A 26,300-nucleotide genomic window follows, 5' to 3' on the forward strand; every position below is an offset into this window, starting at 1 on the left:
AGGAAAGGAGTGATCCTATGACAGAAATAGGTGAATTACCTGAAAGAAGACCCTCTTTTAAGTTCATGAGTGGTTTTGTTATTGTGTTTGTAATAATCGCAATTGTCGTTGTTTATTTCCTGTCAGGTTTTTTCTTCGTTGGACCGGCAGAGGTTGGGTTAGTCAAACGATTCGGTGCCCACATAAAAACCGTTGGTCCTGGCTTACACTATCATCTCCCATACCCTATCGAAAGCGTTGTTAAGGTCAATGTTTCCGCACTCAGAAAACAGGAGATAGGATTCAGAACAGTTTCGCCAGGAAGATACACCTCAGTAAAGAATGAATCGTTGATGTTGACAGGCGATGGAAATATCGTCTCTGTGGAAGCAGTTGTTCAGTACTATGTGAAAGATCCTGAGCAGTTTGCTTTTAACCTGATTAATGACGAGCAGGTGGTCCGTTTCGTCTCTGAAGCCATCCTCAGGGAAGAGGTTGCCGCCGCGAGTATAGATGAAGTCCTCACATTCGAGAGGGATGTAATCGCAGCAAAAACGGCTGAGCGAGTCCAGGATGTTTTAGACCAGCTCAATGTTGGCATCGAGGTAAAGAACGTTTATCTCCAGGAGGTCAGTCCACCTGAACAGGTTGTTGCCGCATTCGACGACGTCAACAACGCGAAGCAAGATAAAGAAAAGCTGAGAAATGAAGCAGAAAGATACAAGAACGATTTAATTCCACGTGCTGAAGGTGAAGCCGTCCAGATAGTAAGAGAGGCGGAAGCCTATGCTGAAGAATTGATCCTCAAAGCAAAGGGTGAAGCAGAGAGATTCACAAAGGTTTTTGGAGAATACAAAAAGGCGCCGAAAATAACCCGTACAAGGCTTTATCTCGAAATGCTGAACAGAATCCTTAAAGATTCTGAAAAATTCGTTCTCCTTAGTAAAGATGGAGTATTGAAGTTCCTGGACCTCTCCAAAATGGAAGAAGGTGGTAGCCGATGAAAGCCATAATAACAATTGTGATTCTGGCGATTATTGCTCTGATACTTGTACCTGAATTCTTCTACATTGTAGATCAAACCAAACAGGCGGTCGTTCTCCGCTTTGGAGAGATAAAAGAGGTTAGTACCGAACCGGGGCTCCATACCAAACAACCCTTTGTTGACAAGGTTGTAAGATTCGATAAACGTTTACAGATATACGATGTTCCCGCAGAAAGAATTTTCACAAAGGATAAGAAAACGCTTCTGGTGGACACCATCGCTGTGTGGAAGATCGTTGATCCTGAAAAATTCGTGAAAACGATGAAATCGGTCGATCTTGCTCTGACAAGGATCGACGATGTTGTTTACTCCATCGTGAGAAACACCTTTGGAAAATTGCAGTTTGATGAAGTGATCTCCGGTCGCGGCGCGGTTCTCGAGAAAGTCACCCTGGCCGCTGCTGAAGAAATGAAGGACTACGGTATCCTCATTGTATCCGTCAGGGTTAAACGTGCTGTCCTTCCTGATGAAAATAAAAACGCTGTTTTCAACAGAATGAAATCTGAACGCTACCAGGAAGCCGCCCTGATCCGTGCTGAAGGTGAAAAGGAAGCCAATATGATTCGCGCCGAAGCTGATAAATTGAAGGTAATAGCCCTTGCAGAAGCACAGAAGAAAGCTGAAATAATAAAGGGAACCGCGGAAGCATCAGCTCTGAGAATCTATGCGGAAGCCTTTTCGGACGACCCGGAATTTTACGAGTTCTGGAAAAGGCTGGTTGTCTATGAAGAGACGCTGCCAGATTCAAAATTCATACTCAGCCCAGATATGAGCTTCATTGAAAAACTGATGAAAGGTGAATAGGATTGAGCTGTTATCTTTCACTAACTGGGACCGTCTCTTTTGAAGTGAATATAAAGCGTTCCGTTTTCATAGGTAACGCAGCACATTGTGAAACGGAGGAAGAAGCCAAAAGATTCATCAGAGACGTAGCTGCTAAGTACAGGGATGCTAGCCATAATTGCTGGGCTTACAAGGTAATTGGTAATGGCGTTGAAAAGTTCAATTTTTCCGATGCCGGCGAACCCCATGGGAGCGCCGGTCGGCCTATTTTTTCGGCCATTGAAGAGCTAAACATGACAAACGTGGCCATCGTTATTACAAGATACTTTGGCGGAACAAAGCTTGGTGTACGGGGGTTAATAGACGCCTATCGGTCAACCGCACGATCCACTCTGGAACAAGGGGAAAAAGGAAGATACTGTCCCGGAAAGGTATTTAGTGTCCAGGTTAATTACAGCATATGGAACATGTTCGTTGGAAAATTTGTTGAGGGAAAAGACTTCAATATTCAAGACATCGATTTCGGCGCTTCAGTAAAAGCCAAAATCTCCTGTAGAGTGGAAAACCTTGATGTTCTCATCTCCTTCTTCAAGGAAAGGCAAATAGAAGTAGAGATGAATGGTAACATCGTCTTTGTTGAAAAGGTGTAAAGGCTATCAGGGGGGATGGCGATGAAGATATTCATTTCGACAGATATGGAAGGCATTGCGGGGGTAGTCTCCTGGAACGAGATGAAGTCAAACAACAAAATATATACCACCATGCAGAACACGGAACTCAACTGGGTAATTGAACTCATCAAAGAATCAAAATTAAACGAACAGGTCGAAGAGATAGTGATTTGCGATTCCCATTCCAGGGGAGAAAATCTGCCCTTTGGTGGTATTTCTGACCACAGAGTTAGCTGGATCAGGGGTTACCCGAGACCTTTTTATATGATGCAAGGGCTTGATAACAGCTTCGACCTTGTTATGCTCCTCGGCTATCATGGCAAAGTAGGTTCGTTCCGGGCTGGTATGGATCACACCTATGCCGGATCCTGCATCTACAACATAAGACTGAACGGAAAAGAAGTTGGTGAAACAGAGATAAATGCTTATTACGCAGGAGTCTTCGGTGTACCGGTAGGACTGATTACAGGCGATGATGTTCTCGAAAAGCAGGTCAAAGAATTCTTTGGAAACGATTTTCCCTTTGTAAGAACGAAAGAAGGAATCGGAAGATTCTCCGCCAAAGTCTATCATCCAGTCAAGGTAAAAAAAGCATACGAAAAGGCTTTCGAAAAGTTATTGGAGCAGCTCGATAGCCTGGAAGTCAAGAAACTCAATGGTGAGATAACCCTCGAGGTTGATCTTGTTACAACTGTTGTCGCAGATGCGGTCGCAATTATACCGGGGTTAACCAGAACCTCTGGCAGAACAGTTAGATACACATCCACAGAATATCTAGAAATATTCAGGATGATACTGGCAATAGCAATGCTTGGTGGCCGATTTGCCAATTACGAATAAGTCTCTTGAAGATATGAAAGGAATCGAGGTTAATCAATCAACGAATCCCGTAGTATGCTTCAAAGATCTTTCTTGCTATCGCGGCGGCTGTTGTTGAACCATAGCCGCCGTTTTCGACAAACACCGTTACTATGATTTCTGGATCATCAACCGGAGAAAAGCCTGTAAACCAGGAATGCGGAACATTACCAGTATTTTCTGCCGTTCCGGTTTTTCCAGCAACATCGTAAGGAAACCCTTTGAAAGCATGGTAGGCCGTTCCTCTATCAGCAGGACCTGTTCCGGCACGTGATATGACATCTTTCATTCCAGCTATGATTGTCTCCCACGCATCTTCGGAAAGATGAAAGTCTTTTTCGTTCGTTGCACTCCTTCGATATATATATGGGACAACCTCACACCCTTTTGTAGCTATTATCGCCGTCATTCTTGTTACCTCAAGAGGTGTCATAAGCGCATACCCCTGACCGATGTAGGTTAGGATCGTATCACCGGGATACCACGGCTCACCGTAGGTTTTAAATTTCCATTCCCTTGATGGCATGAGTCCCTCTCTTTCCTCAAGATCTATACCTGTTTTGCCAAAAATGCCCGTCAGTTCAGCATAATGGGTTAGCGTGTCTATACCAAGTTTAAGCCCTAACTCATAAAAATACACGTTGCAGGAGACCGCAAGGGCTCTTCTCAAATCAACTTCTTTATGACCGTAAAGATACCAATCAGAAAACACAGCCAGGGTATGTCCCTCTGAATCTTTGTACTGAAAAATCCCCGAACAAAAGATGGTTGCGTCTGGCGAAACTTTTTCTGAAAGAGCCACCATAGAAATAAAAGGTTTTATGATTGAACCAGGCGGATACGGGGAAACAGCTCTGTTAAGCAGAGGGCCTTCAGGATCGTATTTGAGTCTTGTCCATTCCCTATCGGAAAGGCCTAACGAGAATTGTTCTGGAGAATACGAGGGATTGGAAGCCATTGCCAGAATCTGGCCGTCGGTTTTCATAACAATAACTGCGCCGGGACGGTTGTACGATTTCAGTAAAGAATAAGCGTAACTGCTGAGACTCGCATCTATGGTGAGAACGAGATCTTCCCCGGGAATTGGTTCTGTTTTTTCCAGTACAGAAACAACCTTTCCGTGGTTATCCACTTTCAAGAGCTTCAGGCCATTTTTCCCGGTTAACAGGTCGTTGTAAAATTTTTCAATCCCCCGAACCGGTTGTTCTTCAGATGTAATGTAGCCTACGACATGTGCTATTCCTGGATTTTCGCTATAACGCCGCACGAAGTGTTCTTCGACATCAATTTCGTCCGAATCTTCCAGAAGATGTATATAATCAGCCCTTAAATGAGCTTCTACCTCCCCAAAGGCCTCCAGTTTTCTGATGGTTGAAGTGGCATCATCAGCTCTATTGAGTGCCGTATAAAGAATGCTCCTGATTTTCTCAGAAAGGAAAGGCACCTTTTTCTTTAGAATATAAATCGGTTCATTCCATGCTAAGGGGATCCCGTTCCTGTCGAATATTCTTCCTCTTGGAGCTTCAATTGAAGAAACGCGTGTTATTATTTTTTCCACTTCTGCCTGGAATTCTTTGTGCTCCAGGATTTGAAACTGAAAAAGCCTGAATATAAAAAGTCCTGCCCCGAGGAGAAAGAAGAGAAATAGTAAATCAATTCTTTTCGAATTCAAGGATTTTCCTCCTCAAAATAAATAGAATCAGCAGCGGAGCTACAAAAATTCCAGGAAAGAAGGTATTGAATACCAATGTCGATAGCGACAGCAGAAATGTTGTTAAAATTGCTGAAAAAGGAGTTTTTAACTTCGTTTTGAACACAAGATACCCGAAAGATGTGATGATTCCTGCCAGAACGGCAAAACTCAGGCTGGAGTATGAAACGCTTATTAGCCAGATTATAAAAAGGCTCAAAACAAAGCTCAACCATCCGCCTCTTAAGGTTATAAATAACAAAACAATTGAAAGTGGGAACAGTGGAAAGAGATCGGCGTAACCCAGATCTATGTATGTAAGAAATACAGGAATCAAATATTTCCAGCTCACATTTACTCTCCTCCAAGATATATGAATAATTCACCGGATATCTCCAGGGTTTTCAGCAGATAGTTTCCACATTCCCTAAAGGGAGTAGTAATCTGACCAATAACCGTCAATCCGGCGTGATGCAGATACCCAAACCCCTCAATTGACGGTGAAAGGGTTACCTCATCTCCATACTCTAACTCAACAGGATCAAAGGTTTTAAAGAACACTCTACCATGTTCACTGTAAACGAATCCTTCAATATCCACAGAACGATGTCTGGCAACCGCGGGAATTCTAAACTCTAAAAACTTCAGAGGTTCAACCTCTATATAGCCACTACCCCAACCAACGACGACCCCCACAATATGCTTGCTTTCAAAGGCAACAACAGGGGACCCTAATAACGGAGTGGAAACAGCATCCAGTAATAGATGATTTCCTCTGTAGTGATTGTAAAAGGCCACCCTCAAAGGAGGCTCAATTCCGGTTATTGATAATTCTTTTTTTAGCAATTCATTTAATTCCGAAAGTAAAACAACTCTTCCTTGTTCTTTTAGTAATATAGAAAAAATTTCTGAGGATCTCATCCTCATATAAGTCAGGGGCCAGATCGCTTTTCCAAGAAAGACCTTGAAGCCATCTAACAGCCCCAAATAAAAGCACGTAGAGACAAACACTAGATAAATCAAAAGGATGGTTATGGAAATCTCCAAAAGTTTCAATATTGATTCTCCTTAGAAATCCTTTCTAAAATCGAAACCCTTTCAAGAACCATTCCTGCGCCCCGTGCGACACAGGTTAACGGGTCATCTGCAAGGTTTACCTTAATCCTTGTTTCTCTTTCCAGAAGCTCTCTTATACCTTTCAATAACGCGCCGCCACCGGCAACATTGATACCATTCAAGACAATATCAGAGACTAACTCAGGTGGTGTGTTCTCTATGGTGAATTTAACCGCTTCAACGATTCTATTTACAGGTTCTGTTATAGCTTCGCGAACTTCGTAGCCCTTCAGGATCAGTTTTTTGGGTAAGCCCGTATTCAGATCCAAACCAATGACCTCAGTTTCCGCTTCGTCGAAATCCTCGTGATCAACAACGTTCCCTATTTCAATTTTCACTCTCTCCGCAGTTTTTTCACCTATGGAAAGCCTGTACTTATCCTTAACATACTGTACAATAGACTCATCAAGCTCATCGCCCGCGGTTCTTATGGATTGGCTTAACACTATACTTCCCAGAGATATGACGGCAATCTCTGTGGTTCCGCCACCGATATCAACAATCATATTTCCGGTCGGTTCCTCAACATTTAGTCCTACACCTATTGCACTTGCCATGGGTTCTTCTATAAGGAAGGCTTTTTTTGCTCCGGCCTCCAACCCAGCATCGGTCAATGCCCTTCTTTCTACTTCGGTTGCTCCGGAGGGAACTCCTATTACAACCCGGGGTTTTAATAGAGTAAAACGATTTGAAGCGCGCGAAATAAAGTATTTAAGCATTGCCAGAGCAATATCGTAGTCCGCTATCACACCATCTCTTAAAGGCCTTATAGCGATTATACTGGCAGGAGTTTTACCAACCATTTTCTTGGCTTCTAGACCAACCTGAAGGATTTTTTGAGATTCTGAATCAATAGCGACAACTGAAGGTTCATTTACGACAACGCCGCTTCCTTTTACAAATACCAGTGTGTTCGCCGTTCCTAGGTCAATTCCCATATCCTGTCTGAATAACATACGTCTGCCTCCTGATAGTTATTGGTTTATCTCAATAAATTTTACCATCAATAAATCTCAGTCGTTAACCAGGTTTTTACAACTAAATGTTTGACTTTTCATTCTCTAAAAGAATATAATGCAATCGCATCACATAAAGAGTTAGCACAAATGCCTTACCCGAGAGGGGGGCATAATTTTTGATATATGGAGGGAAGAAAAGGTGAAAAAAGTTAAGGCTCTCGGGCGTCACTTGGTGGCTGAGTTCTTTGAATGCTCGTCTGAAGCACTGGACAATCTCGACTTCGTAGTCAATTCCATGAGGCAGGCCGCTGAGGAAGCTGGGGCTACGATCGTTGATTCGTCGTTTCACAGATTTTTGCCACATGGAATAAGTGGAGTTGTTGTAATAGCGGAATCTCATCTTGCAATACATACCTGGCCGGAATACGGGTACGCAGCTATAGACCTCTTCACCTGCGGCGATGAGGTTAACCCATGGAAAGCTTTTGAATTCTTGAGGATAAAATTTGATGCAAAAAAAACCAGCGTGGTTGAACACCTTAGAGGAATTTACTCCGAAATTGGGATTCCTGAAACTGCACCACACAAGGTATAACGGAGGGGATTGGTGTGAAAAAAGATCTTAGAACGATGGATCATCTTATGTACATGGAATATTATACTGGTAGAAACGCAGGCATTTTTATGAAGATAAAAAAGATGTTACACTCTTACCAAAGTCCTTATCAAAGGATAGATATATTCGAACATCCCGACTTTGGAAAGGTATTTGCTCTTGACGGTATAACGATGATGACGGAAGTGGATGAATTCATGTACCACGAAATGCTGGTTCATGTTCCGTTGTTCGTACACCCTGAACCCAGGAGAGTCCTCATAATAGGTGGAGGGGATGGAGGAAGTCTGCGTGAGGCTTTGAAGCATCCATCTATTGAAGAGGCAATACTTTGTGAAATCGATCCTTATGTTATAGAAGCTGCAAAGAAATACTTGCCAACGGCTGTAGAAATGGACAACCCAAAAGCCAAAATCGTAAACGAAAATGGTGCTGAATTCATCAAGAAGTACAAGGATTATTTTGATGCCATAATCGTTGATTCCACCGATCCGACGGCTGGGGAGGGTGGCCATCTTTTCACAAAAGAATTCTACAAAAATTGTTTTGAAGCGTTAAAGGAAGACGGTGTTTTCTCTGCCGAAACGGAAGATCCTTTCTACGATAAAGGATGGGTGGCCATAGCGTACAACAGAATTTCATCTGCTTTCCCGATTTCTAAATTATATACAGGCTTTATGACAACCTATCCATCAGGACTGTGGACATATGTTTTCGCTTCCAAAAAGTACCACCCAATTGACGACTTTGATCCGTCGAGAGTGCAGAATTTTGATCATCAATTAAAATATTACAACGAAGACATTCACAAGGCTTGCTTTGTCTTGCCGAATTTTATAAAAGAGTTGATTAACGAATAAAAACACGAGAATCCAAGAAATGGTAAGCTCGATTACGCTGAGGGTACGAATCCCTTTGGGATTGACTCGAACTCCTGCGGAGTTGTTCCGAACCACTTCGTGGTTGTCTCGAACTGCTTCGCAGTTGATATGCGCCTGCGGCGGATAAAACCCAAAAATGAGATACCGATTTAAATTCAGGATCTATCTACAGTACTCAACTTCTCGGGATCTCGGACAAGAATTTCTTAAAATTAGTTAAATAGCATTTACCAGAAAAGACAGGGGAGTACTCTCCCTTGTTTTTTTTCATGCGCTTAAAACGTTCCCGTGATAAAATTTCTATCAGAACATATCAGGGGGAATTTGTATGTACAATAAGGAATTGATACGGAATATATCGATAATTGCGCACATTGACCACGGGAAAACCACTCTTGTTGACAGGATACTCGAAATCACCAGTGCCATTGAACAGAGAAAGATGCATGAACAGTATCTTGATACTATGGATATTGAAAGGGAAAGAGGAATTACGATAAAAGCCACACCGGTAAAAGTAATGTACACCGCTGATGATGGAAAAACATATGAGATAAATATAATCGATACTCCCGGCCATGTGGACTTCTCTTACGAAGTCTCACGAAGTCTTGCTGCCTGCGAGGGTGCAATATTGCTCGTCGATGCGAGTCAGGGAGTTGAAGCGCAAACTTTCGCAAATACTTACCTTGCATTAGAAAACGACCTGGAAATCATTCCTGTCATAAATAAAATCGATCTTCCAAATGCCAATATTCAGGAAACCATAAGCGAACTGGAAGATCTCATTGGTTTTACGGAGGAAGATTGTATAAAGGCGAGCGGGAAAACAGGCGAAGGTGTTAAGGAGATTCTTAAAGCCATTGTTGATAAAATTCCGGCACCTTCTGGAGATTCTGGTGCTCCCCTGAAAGCTCTCATATTTGATGCCGAGTACGATAAATACAGAGGGGTTATAGTTCATGCAAGGATTTTCGAGGGCACGGTGCGCCCCGGAGATAAGATAATGATGTTCAGCAGCGGTGAAACCTTTGAAGTCACCGAGGTTGGAATATTTACTCCCGAACTTATACCGGCCGATTCTTTAAGTGCAGGAGAGGTTGGTTACATAATTGCGGGGATAAAAGAGGTTTCCAGCGCACGAATAGGTGACACGATAACATCGGCAGATAATCCTATCTCTGAACCTCTTCCGGGATTTAGAGAAGTCAAGCCAATGGTATATGCTGGAATGTTCCCGGGTCTCCCTGAATACTACGGAGAACTGCGGAAGGCTCTTGAGAAATTAAAGTTAAACGACCCCGCTCTGGTTTTTGAACCGGAGAATTCACCAGCTCTTGGATTCGGTTTCCGGGTTGGCTTTCTGGGGTTGCTTCATATGGATGTTGTTAGAGAAAGGCTTGAAAGGGAATTTGAAATAGCTGTGATTTTAACCGCTCCAAATGTTGTATATAGAGTGAAGATGAAAAACGGTGAAATCGTGGAAATCACCAATCCCGCAAAATTCCCAAACGATGGTGAATTTGAAGAGGTCGAGGAACCTTACGTCGAGCTTTCCATAATCACACCTTCTGAATATATGGGTAACATAATTGGATTCGTTACTTCAGAGAAGCGCGGTGAATTTAAGGAAGTCGAAAATGCCGGTAAGAACAGAGTAGTGCTGAAATTCATCGCACCACTGTCAGAGATAATGTTTGATTTCTTCGATAAACTAAAGGCTATTTCTAGAGGATTCGCTTCTATGGATTACGAGATCATCGGATATAGACCCTCCGATCTTGTAAAGGTAACGATCCTTGTTAATAAAGAAGTGGTTGATGCCTTATCATTCATCGTTCATAAGGACAAGGAATATGCCGTGGCAAAGAAAGTAGTTGAAAAGCTCAAGGATCTGATTCCTCAACATCAGTTTCAGATTCCCATACAGGCTAAGTCCCGCGGAAGGATAATCGCCAGGACCGATATAAAAGCTCTCAGAAAGGATGTTTTGGCTAAGTGTTACGGTGGAGACATAACGAGAAAAATGAAACTCCTTGAGAAGCAAAGAGAAGGAAAGAAAAGATTAAGGGAAATTGGAAGGGTTACAATACCGCAGACGGCATTCCTTGCTTTGTTAAAGATAGGGGAAGAAGATAAGTGAATGGGGTGAAATAATGATAATCGGTGCTCACATGTCAACATCCAGGGGGTTCGACAAAGTACCTCAAGCCAGTTTGAACATCGGCGGAAATACGTTTCAAATATTTCCCCACAGCCCATCAATGTGGCGAGCAAAACTTCCTGATGATACTACAGCGAGAAATTTTAAATACAGGCTGGCGGAATCGGGTATAAAACCTGAAGATACGTTGGTTCACTCTGGATATTTAATAAACCTGGCCTCACCAAAACCCGAAGTCTGGGAAAAATCAGTGGAACTGCTTGATTTAGAAATAAAAATCGTCGAAGTCCTTGGATTAAAATATCTGAATTTTCATCCCGGAAGCCATCTTGGAACGGGTTTGGACGAAGGTATATCCAGAATCGCTAAAGGCATTGATGTGGTACTCTCACGCAATGAAGATAGCAAAGTTATCCTTCTCTTAGAAAACGTGGCACCAAAAGGCGGAAACATCGGCAGCACTTTCAATGAACTGCGCAGGATCATTGAGACATGTTCCTATCCCGAAAGGGTAATGATAACCTACGATACCTGCCACGGCTTCGATGCTGGATATGATATCCGAAGCAAAGCTGCCGTTGAAAAGCTTCTTGAAGAAATAGATTCCGAGGTCGGCCTTAATAGATTTGTTATGATCCACCTCAACGATTCTAAATATCCTCTTGGCGCGGCAAAAGATCGACATGAACGCATCGGGGAAGGTTACATCGGTAATGAAGGTTTTTACCATTTCCTTTCAAACCCGGAGATACTAAAACGACCTTTAATACTGGAAACCCCGGGAAAAGATCCAGAACATGCTGAAGACATAAAACGAGTAAAAGAGATCCTTGGAGAGAACGGTGATAGCGATGACTAAAAAGTATATTGTTGTGACCGGTGGTGTGTTGAGTGGTATCGGGAAAGGAATTCTTTCAGCGTCACTTGCCAGGGTTTTGAAGGAAGGCGGCGTTGACGTAAATGTTTTGAAGATTGATCCATACCTGAATGTTGACGCCGGTACGATGAATCCAAATCAACACGGAGAGGTTTTTGTAACGGAAGATGGATACGAAGCTGATCTCGATCTCGGACATTATGAAAGATTCCTCGGTGTCAATATGCAAAGAATTAACAATGTAACGGCTGGTCAGATATACAAAAGTGTTGTTGATAAGGAACGCGCCGGAAAATACCTCGGTGCTACCGTCCAAATGGTACCCCACGTTACAGCCGAGATTAAAGAGAGGATAGACAGAATCTCCGGTGATCTCGTGTTGATTGAAATAGGCGGAACCGTCGGGGACATCGAGGGCGAAATATTCCTGGAAGCTGTCAGAGAGATGAGCCTTGAAAAAGGACCTGAGAATTTTCTCTTTATTCATGTCACTTATGTACCCTTCTTGAAAGCGTCCAACGAATTCAAAACCAAACCCACACAACAGTCGGTACAGCTTTTGAGAAAGATAGGTATCCATCCGGACATGATCGCTGTTAGATCAGAAATCCCCCTGGGAAACGACGAGTTGAATAAGATCGCCCTTTTTGGAGGAGTTCCGAAGCAAATGGTCTTTAACCTTCCAGACGCCTCGAACGTTTACGAAATCCCCCACGTACTGTATTCAATGGGAATTCAGAAACTGATAGCACAAAAATTGGGAATAGAACTAAAGGATGTTTTCCACTGGGATTATCCGCGGGCTTTCAAACCATATCGCATAGCTCTTGTCGGTAAATACCTTGGCACTGATGACGCCTACAAGAGCATAACGGAAAGTCTATTACTTTGTGGCGTCAGCAAACCGGAGACTGTTGATTCCCAAATACTTGAAGAAATGAGTGAAGATGAAATCGCTGTAACTCTCTCTTCATACGATGGAGTAATCATCCCCGGCGGTTTCGGGAAACGTGGTATTGAAGGTAAGATAAAAGCGATAAAGTACGCAAGGCTCAACAATGTCCCGATCCTCGGGATTTGTCTGGGGATGCAATTGATGGTCATCGAATTCGCAAGGAATGTAGCGGGTCTGGAAGGTGCGAATTCCAGAGAATTCGATCCAGAAACCCCATATCCCGTAATAGATTTGATGGAAGACCAGAAGAGGGTGCTCCAAATGGGAGGCACTATGAGATTGGGCGCTCAAAAAACGCCTTTGTTTAAAGGTTCAAAGCTAAGAGAGATCTACGGAAAAGACCTCGTTATGGAACGTCACAGACACAGATACGAGGTCAATTATGAAGAGTTCAAAAATCTCTTTACCTTTCCAGAAGATAAAGAAGCATTTAAAAATACCAGGCTTATTATCTCTTCAAAATTAGATTTTGTAGAGGCAATAGAACTACCAAATCACGTTTTCTTTGTTGGGATACAGTATCATCCTGAATTCAAATCAAGAGTGGGAGATCCCCACCCTCTCTTTAAAGCTTATGTTGAAGCGGTTGAAGCAAAAGGAGGGCATACAACTTGAAAAAGCTCCTGGCAAGAGGTCGTTATCTCGACCTTTCAGAAACAGTTGTAATGGGAATAATAAATGTTACCCCGGACTCGTTCTACACCGGAAGCCGCTATCAGGGCATAGAAGACGCTGTTAAAAAAGCCGTTGAAATGTATGAAGAAGGAGCAAAAATACTGGATATCGGGGGCGAGTCGTCAAGACCTGGAGCAGATCCGGTAGAACCACAGGAAGAGATAAGACGTGTTGTTCCCGTAATCAAAGAGCTAAGAAAATTAATACCTGATTGTTTCATCTCGATAGATACTTACCATCCAGAGACCGCAAAAGCCGCACTGGATAGCGGTGCAGATATAGTGAACGATATTACGGGTTTACGAAACGAGAAAATGATGAGATTGGTATATGAAAACAATGCTGGCGTGATTTTAATGCACATGAAGGGAACGCCAAAAACAATGCAGAATGAACCATATTACGAAGATGTTGTAAGCGAGGTTAAAGAATTACTCAAAGCCAATGCGGAAAAAGCCGTTGAAATGGGTATTCCTTCAGAAAGCATAGTGATTGATCCGGGTATTGGTTTCGGAAAAAGATTCGAAGATAACCTGGAAATTTTAAGAAAACTTGACATTTTTAAGAAACTCGGGTATTCTGTACTGATAGGGCACTCAAGGAAAAGTTTTATAGGGTACATCCTCGACCTTCCGCCAGAGGAAAGGCTTGAAGGCACATTGGCTGTTTCGGCATACTGTTATTTGAAAAACGTTGAGATTATCAGGGTCCACGATGTGAGAGAGCATATCAGGCTGTTCAAGGTTTTAAGTGCGTTAAAAAACTAGATGATATAATGAACTTAGCGCAAAAAAAAATTCCTGGGAGGGTGCGAAGTGGCTTATAGTAAGTATTCAAAGAAATACTGGCGAGAGACGCTCCACGCATACCTTTTTCTGCTACCATCGCTCGTAATCCTATCAATATTCGTCTTTTGGCCGATAGGGTTTTCTCTGGTTCTTAGCTTTTTTAAATGGGACTACACCACCACAGAGAAGTACTTCATAGGATTCGACAACTATAAAGAACTCTTCAGGCTTTCCTACCCGATAGACATGAACATCTTTTATGCTGCTTTAAACACTGCGATCTACCTAATCACAGCGTTGATCCTGGTAAGATTCTGCTATTTTATCGCTGGTTTGCTGAGCAAATATTCAAAGCCAGCTAAGATTTATTCAGTGTACTACGGTGTTACCATCTCTCTTGGGGCAATCTACTATATTCTACGCAATATCGTTGCTAATCTGTCAATGCTGCACATCTGGTTAGGACTGACCTTCTTTGTGATTGCACTGATTTCTATAAAGAAAATCAAGAAAAGCGATGCTCATATTCAGCTAATGGATTCACGACCTTGGACCAAGATCATCCTCGTCGTCGCTGCTTACCTTTTCTTTTCAATGATTGTTGTACCGAAGAGTTATGACCTTGTAGAGTATTTCAAATTGGCTAAAGAAAGTTCAGACTTTTTGAAAGCAATCTATAATACCGTTTATTACGTTATCCTTGCAGTTCCAACCCAGATAGCTCTGGCGCTCATAATAGCCCTTTTGTTGAACAGGAATATCAAACTCAGGTCTCTGTTCAGAACAGCCTATTTTATTCCATTCGTAACCTCTGTTGTTGCTGTTTCCCTTGTGTGGCAGTGGATGTTCAACGACCAGTTTGGTTTGATAAACTATGCACTTTCCTGGTTTAACATAGACAAAATAGCCTGGTTGAAAGAGGAAAAATGGACGATCCCGACCATTGCCATAGTTTCAGTATGGCAACGGGTGGGATACACAGCCGTTATATTCCTTGCAGGTCTTCAAAATATAGACAGATCATACTACGAAGCAGCAGAGGTTGATGGAGCTAACAGCTTACAAAAATTCAAGTACATTACCTGGCCGCTGTTATCACCAACAACCTTCTTCATACTAATCATCACGATGATCGGTGCATTCAAAGTGTTTGCCCAGATCTTCATTCTTTACCAGGGATTACCAGGCCCCGTCAATAAGAGCGGTTTGACTCTCGTTTATTACGTGTTCGAAAAATTCTACAATGAACAGCGTATGGGGGTCGCAAGCGCAGCTGCATATGTGTTGTTCATAATAATACTAATATTGACGATGGTACAGTTCAAAATCGGACGTTCTCGCGTCCACTACGAGAGTTGAGGTGGAAGCATGAAGTATACTACAAAGACATTGATTCAGACTCTTGTTTATCTTATTATCGTTGCTGGTGCGCTTCTAATGCTGATACCCTTCGCCTGGATGCTTGATACCTCATTCAAAGCCTCCAGCGAAGTTTCCAGCTGGCCTCCAAAGTGGACGACAAAGAATGCAAAATCAGAGGTTGAATTTCAAACTAAATTGAAATACAAAACAACAGGTGCGGGAATAGACCTCTCATCGCTGAGTTTGAGTGAATTTCGCAATTTTGCAGCGTTGCTTGGCTCTGCAGCTGGTAAGGATACTCTTGTGGTGATGCTCGACGATGACCCAATACTCAGAGGTACAGTAACCCTCAGGTTAACAGATGAAACCGGGCAGGCTCCAGCGTATGCAAAGAATATAGACAAAGCCACATATGCTGAAGTCGTCAGTGAATTTGAAGAAGTTAAGTCCAACGCACCCTCTGCATATGAGAAAGAATTAAGAAACATATTCACCGATAACCCTTCAGATTTTATCGATGATTTCCTTTATGTCGCCGAATTTTCCGATGAAGGCTTCGCGAGACGTGTAATGTTCGTTGCCAACCTGAGCGCAAGTCTGGAAGGAGCTATAGGCAACCTGAAGCGTGCTGTCGAAACGCCCTTCAAACCGTTCCCGATGGACAACGATACCACAAAAAAGCTTAAAGAAGAACTGACATTAAAAGCTTCCGAGCTTTTTGAGCCTTTCCGTGAGGAGATTTCAAAGGTCGCTACTGATCTTCAATCCATGAAGGTCGGGGAAACCAGAGTCATTACCCTTGAGGAAGTCAGGAGCGTTATAACTGCACTCGATAATCTGATCAATGAGGCCAGAAACCTTAAAAACCTTGTTGTTAAGGAATTAACACCTTTAATTCCTGCAACCGATATGCGCTTAAAACTCTCTTTAAGACAGGTAAGCTCTCTCATAGATGGTGGTGTTATTAAAAAATTGGAAAACTGGAAAACCCTTCTGGCATTCTACAACAAGGTGAAAGCGTTCTACGTCAGTCAGCAGGTTTTGAGGCTTTCCGGCAGTGAAATCGTTGGTAGAATAAGGACTGACCAGGAAGTTCACGCGATTTTGATGAAGGAGATTGATAACTGGGGAGCCCCGGATGAACTGAAAACCTATTTGAAAAACAACATCACTGAAAAGAATGTGAGAAATTCACTACAGATAATGCTCAGTCACGTGGATTTCGAATATAAAGAGCTATTGTCAAAGTATTTCGATAATCCCACCCAGGCTTTTAACGGCATTACAGAGATAATAAACCTTTCAAGAGCTGCTCTTGTGTCTCTTAACGATCCGCATTATCAAAATGCAGTTGAAAGCAAAATTGAAAGTGGTCTGAATTATGATGCTTTCAAGAACATAGCAAAAGAAATAGGGGCTAAAAGCGGCCAATCTCTGGTTATAAACGCGTCTCTTGCTTCTCTTGACAGATACGCCAACAAGGTAGATCCCGCCACATTCGGTCGATTGGTCTCAAGAAGATGGAAGGAAACACGCTTGATAGGTGAATTTTCGAAAACCGTTTCTGATACGTTCAGTGAACTTGAAATAGTAAAGAAGCCGGATGAGGTTTACAAGGTCTATTACCGGGGAAGAATAACCAGTGCCGGTACTAAATCTTTCGAAATAAAGTTCAAAGACCTTTATGCCGTTTGGTTCAAAGACGACAACGTTCAAGGAAAGGTAAAGTACACTGCCAGTGAAGTGTTCAAGAATTTCTGGCAAAACTATGTGGATGCATGGAATGCCGCACCCTTTGGAAGGTACTATTTCAACACGGTCTTCGTAGCTGTCAGCACCACGTTCCTTGAAATAATATTTGCAGCAATGGCTGCCTTTGCCTTTGCGAAGCTTGACTTTTTCGGGAAAAACTTCCTCTTTACCCTTTTCCTCGCCACTATGATGGTGCCGGGAGAAGTCCTTCTGGTCCCGAATTTTATAACCCTTACGGCCTTCGGATGGATCGATACGTACTACGCCCTTATCGTGCCGTGGGTTGTAAGCGTTTTTGCTATATTTCTTTTAAGACAGCATTTTATGACGATCCCAGACGAGCTCTTTGATGCCGCAAAAATAGATGGAATGTCAAAGTGGAAGTTCCTCTGGCGGATAATGGTTCCGCTTGCAAAACCTGCTGTTATCACAGGTGCACTCCTGAAGTTCGTTGGAAGCTGGAACGCTTTCCTCTGGGTATTGATCGTTACCAAGAGCCCGGAATACAGAACACTGCCCGTTGGTTTGCAGAACTTCAGTAGCGCAACCGGTACAGAGTACAATCTCTTGATGTCAGCAGCTACCTTCTCCATTGTACCGGTAATAATTCTGTTCCTTGTAACCCAGAAATACTTCATCGCCGGTATCGCAAGGAGTGGTTTGAAATAAGAAGAAAACGAGTGTCCTTTGGTGTGATTATTTTCATCACTCTTTTGCTGTTGCTTACAGTGGTTGCAAACTATCGTGCATATACCAAATATAAGGAAGCCAAACAAAGGCTTCAAGAGGTAGAGAAGCGATATCAGGATTTAACTAAAGAGCTTGAAATTAAAGAGAAGGAACTTGAAGCTCTCAGAAATTTTATAGAGCAAAACACCGCGAGGGAAGAGGAATGACTTTTATAGTTACAACCTCACATAAACCCGATGCAAAAATCGCTGCCAGGGCAAAAGACCTGGCAGCTAAGCTTGGGGTTCCTTACGTTTCGCGCCGAAGGTTAAAAGATTATCTAAAATTAAAACCTGTTGACTTTTATTATGTTCTGGATAGGAACGGTCAGCTATCTATAAGTTACGACAACCAGAGATTCTTTTTTCACCCATCTATGGCCAAGCTGAGACTTAAAAATTTTCGGGACGGTCAGCGAGATCACCTTATCGAAAGCCTTGAACTAAAAGGTAATGAATTGATACTGGACACAACCTTTGGACTCGGTAGCGAAGCAATATTGATGGCACATTTTCTGACACAGGGAAAGGTGATAGGGCTCGAGGCATCACCCCACATATACAGAGTGGTGAAGCATGGACTTGAACATTACCCGTTCCAGTATCAATGGATGTATGATGCAGTATCGAAAATTATTCTGATAAACGCGGATCTTAAAAAGTTCATACGGAAGGTTGCAGACGGTGTTTATGACATCGTTTATTGTGACCCGATGTTTGAGGTCCCCCAATACAGTTCGAGCTCTTTGAATCCGTTGAGACCTTTTGCTGTTTACAATCCCATTAACGAAGAAGATGTACTCGAGATGTTGAGAATAGCCAAGAAACGAGTTGTCTTGAAAACCCGCAATACCGATAGTCTCTTTGATTCATTCAAAACCATAAAGTTCGACAGAATATCGGGAGGTAAAAGCAGCGGCGTTTTGTATGGAGTGATAGAGAAGAAATGAAGATACCAATGATATTAGGGGCAACAGCTGTCGGTAAAACACAATTTCTGGTAAAACTCGCTTCATTAATTCCAATAGAGGTAGTATCCGTTGATTCAAGGCAGATATATAGATACATGGATATTGGGACAGCAAAACCTACACGGGAAGAACTTTCAAAATTAAAACATCATGTTATAGACGTTGTAGATCCGGACGAAGATTTCAATGTTTTTGAATACCGTAAAATTGCTCTGAAAGCCATGGACGAGATTGTCAAGAAAGGGAGAATCCCCGTTTTTGCTGGGGGAAGTGGTCTTTATGCTGAAACACTGATGAAAGGGATAGTAGAAAATGTTCCACGAAATGATAAAGTCAGGGAAGCATTGAAAACGCTTGAAGTGAATGCTCCAGGATCTTTGAGAAAACTCCTCGAAAAAGTGGATCATGAAGCCTACGAAAAGATTCATCCAAACGATTTGAAAAGAACTATCCGGTATCTTGAAGTGTTTTTTACCACCGGGAAAACATTAACGTCACTTCAGAAAATACATAAATGCTCAAATCAATTCACTGTTATAATATTAGAAAGAGATAGAAGAGAACTTGCCGAAAGAATTGAGAACCGTGTCGATAAAATGGTCGAATCGGGGTTGATCGAGGAAGTAGTAAGGTTAAAAGAAATGGGTTACACCCGTGAGTTGAATTCCCAGCAAACGATCGGTTATGCGGAGATCTGGAGCTACCTTGAAGGGGAGGTCACTTTAGAAAGAGCCACGGAGCTCATAAAACGAAATACAAGACGTTTTGCGAGACGCCAGATTATCTGGTTCAGACGGTACAAAGATGCAAAACGAATCAGTCTTTCTGAAACCAATGAGAATGATATCTTGAGTCTTTTGAAGGAAGACATTCTTAATGTTTGGGGGGGTAAATATGGCTGAAAAATTCAATCTTCAGGATCGTTTCCTGAATCTCTTGAGGATCAACAAGATCGAGGTTAAGATTTTCCTTGAAGGTGGGTTTCAAACGAAGGGAATCGTTCGTTCCTTTGATAATTTTACGGTTCTCCTTGAGACCGGCCAGGAACAGACACTGATTTACAAGCACGCGATAAAGATGATGATCCCACAGAGATACGTTAAGCTGGCTGTCCAGAATAAGAAGGAGGGGTAGCGTAATAGAGGTAAAATCGATAATTATAGCGGTTTTTAATCCAACGGAACGAAGATTAAAAGATGAGATTCTTGATGAATTAGAGGATTTAGCAGAAACCCTTGGATATATTGTTGTGGATAAAATCATCCAGAACCTTGATAAACCTGATAACCGCCGTTATTTTGGAAAGGGAAAGCTCGAACAGGTTAAAAAGATAGTATCGTTCAAGAATATATCAGTCGTAATAACTCGCCATAATCTCACACCTTCCCAGAAAAAGAATCTTGAGAGTTTTTTAGAGGTTAAGGTTCTTGACAGAACACAGGTAATTCTTGAGATCTTTAAAAAGCATGCTGTTACTAGAGAAGGAAAACTGGAAGTGGAACTTGCAAGGCTGAAGTACGAGCTCCCATCTTTGAAAGGAAAAGGAACCTCTCTATCAAACACTGGAGCTGGAATAGGTACAAGAGGACCCGGTGAAAAGATACTGGAAAGAGATAGAAGATTGGCTCTGAAAAGAATAACGGTTCTCCAAAAAGAACTTATAAAACAAAGGAAAGTACGGGAGGTTATTAGAAAGAAACGCCAACGGAATTCAATTCCCGTAGTTTCTTTCGTGGGATATACGAATGTTGGAAAGTCTTCACTGATTTCGGCGCTAACAGGCGCTGATCTATTGGTTGAAAATCAGTTGTTTTCTACTTTAGATGTTAAAACGTGCCGGTTGAAACTACCAAGCGGCAGAAGGGTACTAATATCTGACACGGTTGGATTTATAAGGGAACTCCCGCAGGAATTGATACAGTCTTTTAAATCCACCCTGGAAGAAGCAAAGTTTTCGGATTTACTCGTTGTAGTGCTGGACGCTTCTGACCGTTATTTAGATGAGAAACTGGAGATTATCAATTCAACGTTAAGAGACATAGGTGCGGAAAATGTTCCAAAACTGAATGTGATCAACAAAATCGACAAATGTACCGGAGAACGATTAAAGGAACTCGGGAATAGTTTTCCTGATGCGGTCTTTGTAAGTGCTGTTTTGAAGTACAATCTCGATGAATTGAAAGAGAAAATAGATATAGTGCTCAGCCAGAGTTTTCGGAAATACAAACTGGTTGTCCCTCCAGAAAAACTCGGCGAGTTTTTGAAGGTTCGGGATGAAATAAAAGTGATATCTCAGGAATGTTATGGGGATTCGTTGATCGTTGTATATAAAGCTCCGGAAAGAATTCATAAAAAGCTCGTTTCTTTTATCGGGGAGGGAGTTAAATGAAACTGCATAAACAGGTTTTGATCCTTTTACTATCATTTTTATTCCTATCCAGTTTTCTTATTGCCGGCTATCTGAAATTTCCGTTGAATAGAAAAATTGAGGTTACCGGTTATTTCGGAGAATATCGTGGCCCTTCACGTGACTTACAATTTGCAGCACATTTTCATAAAGGAATCGATTTTTCAACCGGAGGTGTAACAGGATTAGATGTAATGGCTCCCGAGAATGGATATATTGACTATTTCGAGTTGAACCATCCACTCTATGGTAATATTCTTGTTCTAGCTTTGCCAGAAGTAGAAAATCCTTATACCAGTAAAAAAGGCGTAAAGGTACTGTTTTGTCATCTTGAAAGTATCGGTGCTGAAGGAACATTGGCCGGAAGAAAATTAAGGATGATTTACGAGAAAATCCAAGGCACTTACGGTGAAGCCTATGTTAAAGTAAAATTCGACCCGGAAGAAATAACCTTTAGAAGGGGAGACGTTGTTGCTAAAAGCGGTGATACAGGTGGAGTTCCTCCTCACCTACACGTGGAAGTAAGGGATATGGACGAAGTGCTGATAATGAATCCGGGCTTCTTCTTTGATCTTGAATACGAGCGTACAGAAGTAAAAATAATGGAATTGAAAGTGGGAAACAAAAAATACGACTTGAGCGAGCATCCTCTGGTTGAGATTGGAAAATTTTCACCCATCGTTCTTCACACGATCATCAAACTAAGGCATCCCATAAACCCAAAAAGCATTAAGCTGTACATAGACGATAAACTGATCTATGGAATTGATTTTGAATACCTTAAATTAGAGCACTATGACGCTGTTAATGAAATATATGTGAATTCCACCCCTTCGGATTATTGGTTTAACCTTAAAAGTAACGCAAACCTCGATATTGTCGTTAATTACTGGGATAGAATAGACCTTTCTGATCCTAAAGATGCTCTCATAGTTGTTGAAGACCACTGGGGAAACAAATCTGAAGTAACATTCAAAATCGTTGGGAGATGATGGGACATGTTTTTTAAACGAAAGAAAAAAGGAAAAGACATCAACAAAAATCCCTTTTATAATAATGGCGACACCCTGGTTATCTATTTTAAGTGCACAAAGTGTGGAGAAGTATTCAGGAGTCATTTACGAAAATTCTATGACATCCATGTAAATTACGAGCGCTCCGGAGGTGCTTATCGCTTAGATAAAGAATTCATTGGAAGCAAATGCCAGAACAGGATAAATATTTACGCGGATTTTACAAGAACATTCAAACCCATTTCTTTTGATATAATAGGTGGGCGGTTCATTTCTAAAGAAGAATACGAACGTGAAAGTCAACAAACATAGAATTACAGATAAAAGGAGGAACGCTGATGAAAAAATGGCTGTTCACCAGTGAAAGTGTTACAGAGGGTCACCCCGACAAAATTGCAGATCAGGTATCAGATGCTATTTTGGATGCGATGCTTGAGCAGGATCCTGAATCACGAGTAGCTGTTGAAACGTTGGTGGCAACAGGTGTTGCTGTCGTCGCAGGAGAGGTAACTACAAAGGCTTACGTTGACATTCCGAGAATCGTAAGAGATACCATATTAGAGATAGGTTATACAAGAGCCAAGTTTGGTTTTGATGGGGAAACCTGTGCCGTTCTGACAAGTATCGATGAACAGTCGCCGGATATTGCCCTTGGTGTTAATAAATCTTTAGAAGCAAAGAATGACGGCAAGGATAAATATGACATTATAGGTGCCGGAGATCAGGGTATGATGTTTGGTTATGCAACGAATGAAACAGAAGAGATGATGCCTCTTCCGATTGTCCTTGCTCACAATCTTGCACGGAGACTCGCAACGGTCAGAAAAGAAAGGATCGTTGAAGGCTTCCGACCGGATGGTAAAACACAGGTAACTGTTCTCTATGAAGACGGGAAACCAATCGGAGTCAAAACAATAGTTGTTTCCACACAGCACGATCCAGCCATGACTCAAGAAGAGATAGAACAGCTTGTGAAAGAGCATGTTATCAAGGCTGTAGTACCTGAAGAAATGATGTTAGATGGAATAGAGACCTTTGTTAATCCCACAGGAAGGTTTGTGAAAGGCGGCCCTGCGGCAGATACAGGACTTACAGGAAGAAAAATAATCGTAGATACTTACGGTGGATGGATACCTCATGGAGGTGGAGCCTTCAGCGGTAAGGATCCAACAAAGGTTGATAGATCAGCTCATTATATGGCGAGATACGTTGCCAAAAACATTGTAGCTGCCGGACTTGCTGATAGAGTCACTCTTCAGATTGCTTATGCTATTGGTGTCGCTCATCCTGTTTCATTCATGATTGATGCTCATGGAACGGAAAAGGTTGCCCTTGAAAAGCTTGAAAAAGTTGTCAAAGAGGTCTTTGATTTCAGGCCTGCCGCTATCATCGACAAGCTCAATCTTAGAAGACCTATCTATAAACAGGTTGCCGCTTACGGGCATTTTGGGAGAATAGACGTAGAGGTTCCATGGGAAAAATTGGATGCCGTAGATGAACTGAAAAGGGCTTTCAATATGTAAAATCTTGTGATAAAATGATGCAGTAGAGTTTGAAAGGAGGGCAAATGAGTGCCAAATATTAAGTCGGCTGCCAAGCGTGTGAGGCAAAATAAGGTTAGAAGGCTCAGAAATAAAAGTGTTAGAACCAGATTTAGAAATGTCACCAAGCAACTTTTAAAGGCAATCGAAATCAATGAGGAGCCTGAAAAAGTGAACGAACTTTTAAGACTCTCTTATTCAGTCCTTGATAAAGCTGCAAAAAAAGGCGTTATTCATAAGAGACAGGCATCAAGAAGAAAATCAAGACTTACAGCCAAGGTTAAAGCTTACCTTGAGGCTCGTTCTGCAGGTTCAGCACAGTCATAACTCCTTCTTGATGAAAAAATAGAAAAAGGGTGAGACTTAGCGTCTCGCCCTTTTCTATTTAAGAAGGGAAATAGCTATGTTATACTACACCTCTACACTTTCAGTGTGTTCACCTACGAGAACATTCTTCTCTGTTTCAGGATCGAAGATATGCATCATCGCTACATCAAAAACGAGGTCGATCTTGGTTCCTGCCTGTGCCCGGGTTTTTGGATCAACCTTGGCTACAATATCGTTTCCGTCGATGGTAGCATGAATCAGTGTCTCACTTCCAAGAGGTTCAACAACGTCAACCATTCCGGTAACCGTGTTCTCCTCTGTAGCATTGACAGCAAACATCTTGTCGTAAATGTTTTCAGGCCTTATACCAAAAATGATGTCCTTATCTATATAAGGCTCTAGTTTAGGAGCAAACTTGTCGGGAACAATGATCTTCATGGTTTCTGCGGTTACCCAGAGCTTACCTTTGTCAGAAATGAGTTTGGCGTTAATGAAGTTCATAGCAGGAGTTCCAATGAATCCAGCGACAAACTTATTCTGAGGATCAAAATACACGGAGTATGGATCGCCTATCTGCTGAATTATACCGTCTTTCATAATAACGATCTTATCGGCCATCGTCATTGCCTCTACCTGGTCATGGGTAACGTATATGATCGTCGCCTGAAGATTCTTGTGAAGTCTTTTTAGTTCCGCCCTCATCTGAACCCTCAATTTCGCATCAAGGTTTGAAAGAGGTTCGTCAAAAAGGAAAACCTTTGGGTTTCTGACGATAGCACGCCCAACAGCTACCCTCTGTCTCTGACCACCGGACAGCTGCTTGGGTTTTCTGTCGAGAAGCGACTCGATACCAAGGATTCTCGCTGCTTCTTTGACTCTCTTGTCAATCTCCGGTTTCGGGAATTTTCTCAGCTTCAAACCAAATGCCATATTTTCATAAACGGTCATATGAGGATAAAGCGCGTAGTTCTGGAAAACCATCGCGATATCCCTGTCTTTTGGTTCGACGTCATTAACAATTTTTCCCCCTATTTCAATTGTCCCTTCAGTTATTTCTTCCAGCCCCGCAATCATTCTCAAGGTAGTGGTTTTACCACAACCGGAAGGTCCAAGGAGCACCACAAACTCCTGGTCTAAAACATCGAGGCTGATACTCTTAACCGCTTTAAAACCGTTGGGGTAGACTTTGGTAACATTCTTCAGGTTTACATTAGCCATCCAATTCACCTCCAGAGTTTTTATCCAGTTGAACAAGTATATCTTCAAACTTCAGACTTACGGCTTCTTCTCCAGCATCCATTAAATAAAGATCCCGGGTTTGTTCAATGAACTTGTTCACTGCCACATACTTCTCGTAGTCTATCACAACAGCCACAGGAACACCGTTTTTTGTTATAATTACGTCAGCGGAGTGACTTTCGTCCACTACTTGCGAAAAATGCGCTTTCGCATCAGCGATAGAATAGAACTTCAGTTCGTGCAGTCTCAAGATAAATCACCTCGAAGACTATTATACCTTATGACCATAATTATAGTCAAGTTTATGGCTGAAAAAATCACTCTTCGGGTTGCATTCCGAAGAAATTGGAAGATTTCTGGAGTCGATGAGATATGAAAAAACGGACAAAGACAGAACTTTTCACTCTTGTTTTTGTAATCATTGCCCTTTTATTCATGATGGTTTACAGCTCAAAATACAGAATTGCAGTTTACGTTCCAAATGATTCTGTTGAACTCGATGAGTTTTATCCGGGAGAAGGATTTGAAATCGTTGATACCAGTGAACTCTGTCCGATTTCAGGATGGGACTACAGTGGATTCGTGGTTACGGACGCTTCTCATCACAGATACCTTGTGTTCTTCTGGAAACTGGATAACAAAGAAAAAGCGCGTGAACTCTGGGAAGAACTCTGGAAGAAACGATTCGAGGTGCTTGCCAAAAACCGTGGAAGAATTGTAAAGCCATCCTATGCTTTTGGTAAGGTTGTCAGGTTTGGAATAAAGGACATGGCATGGCAAAAGGGTTGCTGGGTCTTTTTCGTTGAAACAGATGAGGGTGTAATTCCGGAAGGAAAAGAAAGTGACTTCATGAAAAAGTTCATACCTGAGCAATTTTTAAATGAACAAGCCGCTCCCCGTTGA

Annotated in this window: 28 protein-coding genes; 22 read left to right on the plus strand and 6 right to left on the minus strand. The window is 42.1% G+C overall.

Features of this window, described 5'->3' with window-relative positions; translation table 11 throughout:
* Positions 1–17 precede the first annotated feature (17 nt).
* The 4 genes from hflK to KOLE_RS01350 are packed head-to-tail and all read left to right on the plus strand — an operon-like array spanning position 18 to position 3,318.
* Positions 18–983 carry an FtsH protease activity modulator HflK gene (gene hflK, locus KOLE_RS01335; RefSeq protein ID WP_012744774.1) on the plus strand — a complete coding sequence of 322 codons (966 nt, stop codon included), beginning with the start codon at positions 18–20 and terminating at the stop codon, positions 981–983.
* Positions 980–1,828 carry a protease modulator HflC gene (gene hflC, locus KOLE_RS01340; RefSeq protein WP_012744775.1) on the plus strand — a complete coding sequence of 283 codons (849 nt, stop codon included), beginning with the start codon at positions 980–982 and terminating at the stop codon, positions 1,826–1,828. The genes hflK and hflC overlap by 4 nt, the downstream gene beginning before the upstream one ends.
* A 2-nt stretch (positions 1,829–1,830) precedes the next feature.
* Positions 1,831–2,457, plus strand: coding sequence for an IMPACT family protein (locus tag KOLE_RS01345; RefSeq protein ID WP_012744776.1), 627 nt, complete (start codon positions 1,831–1,833; stop codon positions 2,455–2,457).
* 21 nt (positions 2,458–2,478) lie between these two features.
* On the plus strand, positions 2,479–3,318 hold the full coding sequence (locus tag KOLE_RS01350) for a M55 family metallopeptidase (protein WP_012744777.1): 840 nt from the start codon (positions 2,479–2,481) through the stop codon (positions 3,316–3,318).
* A gap of 37 nt (positions 3,319–3,355) precedes the next feature.
* Here the strand turns inward: KOLE_RS01350 and KOLE_RS01355 are convergent, their stop codons facing one another.
* From KOLE_RS01355 to mreB, 4 genes are read right to left on the minus strand one after another with little or no spacing between them, the layout of a single operon-like run.
* The gene (locus tag KOLE_RS01355; protein WP_012744778.1) at positions 3,356–5,008 is read right to left on the minus strand and encodes a penicillin-binding transpeptidase domain-containing protein; all 1,653 of its coding nucleotides are present in this window, start codon (positions 5,006–5,008) and stop codon (positions 3,356–3,358) included.
* Positions 4,989–5,378, minus strand: a complete 390-nt coding sequence (locus KOLE_RS01360; protein ID WP_012744779.1) for a hypothetical protein — start codon at positions 5,376–5,378, stop codon at positions 4,989–4,991. Before KOLE_RS01360 ends, KOLE_RS01355 begins: the two co-directional genes overlap by 20 nt.
* A gap of 2 nt (positions 5,379–5,380) precedes the next feature.
* The gene (locus KOLE_RS01365) at positions 5,381–6,082 is read right to left on the minus strand and encodes a hypothetical protein (protein ID WP_012744780.1); all 702 of its coding nucleotides are present in this window, start codon (positions 6,080–6,082) and stop codon (positions 5,381–5,383) included.
* A complete protein-coding gene (gene mreB, locus KOLE_RS01370; RefSeq protein WP_012744781.1) occupies positions 6,079–7,098 on the minus strand; it encodes a rod shape-determining protein in 1,020 nt (339 codons plus the stop codon). The genes KOLE_RS01365 and mreB overlap by 4 nt, the downstream gene beginning before the upstream one ends.
* A gap of 202 nt (positions 7,099–7,300) precedes the next feature.
* Here mreB and speD point away from each other — a divergent pair, with 202 nt between their 5' ends.
* The 17 genes from speD (at position 7,301) to rpsT (ending at position 24,158) form a co-directional block, all read left to right on the plus strand.
* The gene (gene speD / locus KOLE_RS01375) at positions 7,301–7,696 is read left to right on the plus strand and encodes an adenosylmethionine decarboxylase (protein ID WP_012744782.1); all 396 of its coding nucleotides are present in this window, start codon (positions 7,301–7,303) and stop codon (positions 7,694–7,696) included.
* Between the two features lie 35 nt (positions 7,697–7,731).
* Positions 7,732–8,577: a polyamine aminopropyltransferase gene (gene speE / locus KOLE_RS01380; RefSeq protein ID WP_049753287.1), complete on the plus strand. Its 846-nt coding sequence runs from the start codon at positions 7,732–7,734 to the stop codon at positions 8,575–8,577.
* A 349-nt stretch (positions 8,578–8,926) separates the two neighbouring features.
* Positions 8,927–10,741, plus strand: a complete 1,815-nt coding sequence (gene lepA / locus KOLE_RS01385) for a translation elongation factor 4 (protein ID WP_012744784.1) — start codon at positions 8,927–8,929, stop codon at positions 10,739–10,741.
* 13 nt (positions 10,742–10,754) lie between these two features.
* Positions 10,755–11,621 (plus strand): deoxyribonuclease IV, encoded by an 867-nt coding sequence (locus KOLE_RS01390; protein ID WP_012744785.1) that lies wholly within the window; start codon positions 10,755–10,757, stop codon positions 11,619–11,621.
* Positions 11,614–13,209 (plus strand): CTP synthase, encoded by a 1,596-nt coding sequence (locus KOLE_RS01395; RefSeq protein ID WP_041288608.1) that lies wholly within the window; start codon positions 11,614–11,616, stop codon positions 13,207–13,209. The genes KOLE_RS01390 and KOLE_RS01395 overlap by 8 nt, the downstream gene beginning before the upstream one ends.
* On the plus strand, positions 13,206–14,036 hold the full coding sequence (gene folP / locus KOLE_RS01400; protein WP_012744787.1) for a dihydropteroate synthase: 831 nt from the start codon (positions 13,206–13,208) through the stop codon (positions 14,034–14,036). Before KOLE_RS01395 ends, folP begins: the two co-directional genes overlap by 4 nt.
* A 48-nt stretch (positions 14,037–14,084) precedes the next feature.
* On the plus strand, positions 14,085–15,416 hold the full coding sequence (locus KOLE_RS01405) for a carbohydrate ABC transporter permease (RefSeq protein ID WP_012744788.1): 1,332 nt from the start codon (positions 14,085–14,087) through the stop codon (positions 15,414–15,416).
* A 9-nt stretch (positions 15,417–15,425) separates the two neighbouring features.
* Positions 15,426–17,840, plus strand: coding sequence for a carbohydrate ABC transporter permease (locus KOLE_RS01410; RefSeq protein WP_012744789.1), 2,415 nt, complete (start codon positions 15,426–15,428; stop codon positions 17,838–17,840).
* 23 nt (positions 17,841–17,863) lie between these two features.
* Positions 17,864–18,067, plus strand: coding sequence for a hypothetical protein (locus tag KOLE_RS01415; protein ID WP_012744790.1), 204 nt, complete (start codon positions 17,864–17,866; stop codon positions 18,065–18,067).
* A complete protein-coding gene (locus KOLE_RS01420) occupies positions 18,064–18,849 on the plus strand; it encodes a class I SAM-dependent methyltransferase (RefSeq protein WP_012744791.1) in 786 nt (261 codons plus the stop codon). The genes KOLE_RS01415 and KOLE_RS01420 overlap by 4 nt, the downstream gene beginning before the upstream one ends.
* A complete protein-coding gene (gene miaA / locus KOLE_RS01425) occupies positions 18,846–19,772 on the plus strand; it encodes a tRNA (adenosine(37)-N6)-dimethylallyltransferase MiaA (RefSeq protein WP_012744792.1) in 927 nt (308 codons plus the stop codon). Before KOLE_RS01420 ends, miaA begins: the two co-directional genes overlap by 4 nt.
* Positions 19,765–20,004, plus strand: a complete 240-nt coding sequence (gene hfq, locus KOLE_RS01430) for an RNA chaperone Hfq (RefSeq protein ID WP_012744793.1) — start codon at positions 19,765–19,767, stop codon at positions 20,002–20,004. The genes miaA and hfq overlap by 8 nt, the downstream gene beginning before the upstream one ends.
* 25 nt (positions 20,005–20,029) lie before the next feature.
* A complete protein-coding gene (gene hflX / locus KOLE_RS01435) occupies positions 20,030–21,259 on the plus strand; it encodes a GTPase HflX (RefSeq protein ID WP_049753228.1) in 1,230 nt (409 codons plus the stop codon).
* Positions 21,256–22,269 carry a M23 family metallopeptidase gene (locus KOLE_RS01440; RefSeq protein WP_012744795.1) on the plus strand — a complete coding sequence of 338 codons (1,014 nt, stop codon included), beginning with the start codon at positions 21,256–21,258 and terminating at the stop codon, positions 22,267–22,269. Before hflX ends, KOLE_RS01440 begins: the two co-directional genes overlap by 4 nt.
* A gap of 6 nt (positions 22,270–22,275) precedes the next feature.
* Positions 22,276–22,602 carry a hypothetical protein gene (locus tag KOLE_RS01445; protein WP_012744796.1) on the plus strand — a complete coding sequence of 109 codons (327 nt, stop codon included), beginning with the start codon at positions 22,276–22,278 and terminating at the stop codon, positions 22,600–22,602.
* A gap of 26 nt (positions 22,603–22,628) precedes the next feature.
* The gene (metK, locus tag KOLE_RS01450; protein ID WP_012744797.1) at positions 22,629–23,813 is read left to right on the plus strand and encodes a methionine adenosyltransferase; all 1,185 of its coding nucleotides are present in this window, start codon (positions 22,629–22,631) and stop codon (positions 23,811–23,813) included.
* Between the two features lie 48 nt (positions 23,814–23,861).
* Positions 23,862–24,158, plus strand: coding sequence for a 30S ribosomal protein S20 (gene rpsT / locus KOLE_RS01455; RefSeq protein ID WP_012744798.1), 297 nt, complete (start codon positions 23,862–23,864; stop codon positions 24,156–24,158).
* 84 nt (positions 24,159–24,242) lie between these two features.
* Here the strand turns inward: rpsT and KOLE_RS01460 are convergent, their stop codons facing one another.
* On the minus strand, positions 24,243–25,376 hold the full coding sequence (locus KOLE_RS01460; protein ID WP_012744799.1) for an ABC transporter ATP-binding protein: 1,134 nt from the start codon (positions 25,374–25,376) through the stop codon (positions 24,243–24,245).
* Entirely contained in the window at positions 25,369–25,647 is a 279-nt protein-coding gene (locus KOLE_RS01465; protein ID WP_012744800.1) for a type II toxin-antitoxin system Phd/YefM family antitoxin, read from the minus strand. The genes KOLE_RS01460 and KOLE_RS01465 overlap by 8 nt, the downstream gene beginning before the upstream one ends.
* A gap of 122 nt (positions 25,648–25,769) precedes the next feature.
* Here KOLE_RS01465 and KOLE_RS01470 point away from each other — a divergent pair, with 122 nt between their 5' ends.
* Complete coding sequence (locus tag KOLE_RS01470) at positions 25,770–26,300, plus strand: hypothetical protein (RefSeq protein ID WP_012744801.1); 531 nt, start codon at positions 25,770–25,772, stop codon at positions 26,298–26,300.

Origin of the sequence: Kosmotoga olearia TBF 19.5.1 (assembly GCF_000023325.1) — a bacterium.
Classification (GTDB): Bacteria; Thermotogota; Thermotogae; order Petrotogales; family Kosmotogaceae; genus Kosmotoga; species Kosmotoga olearia.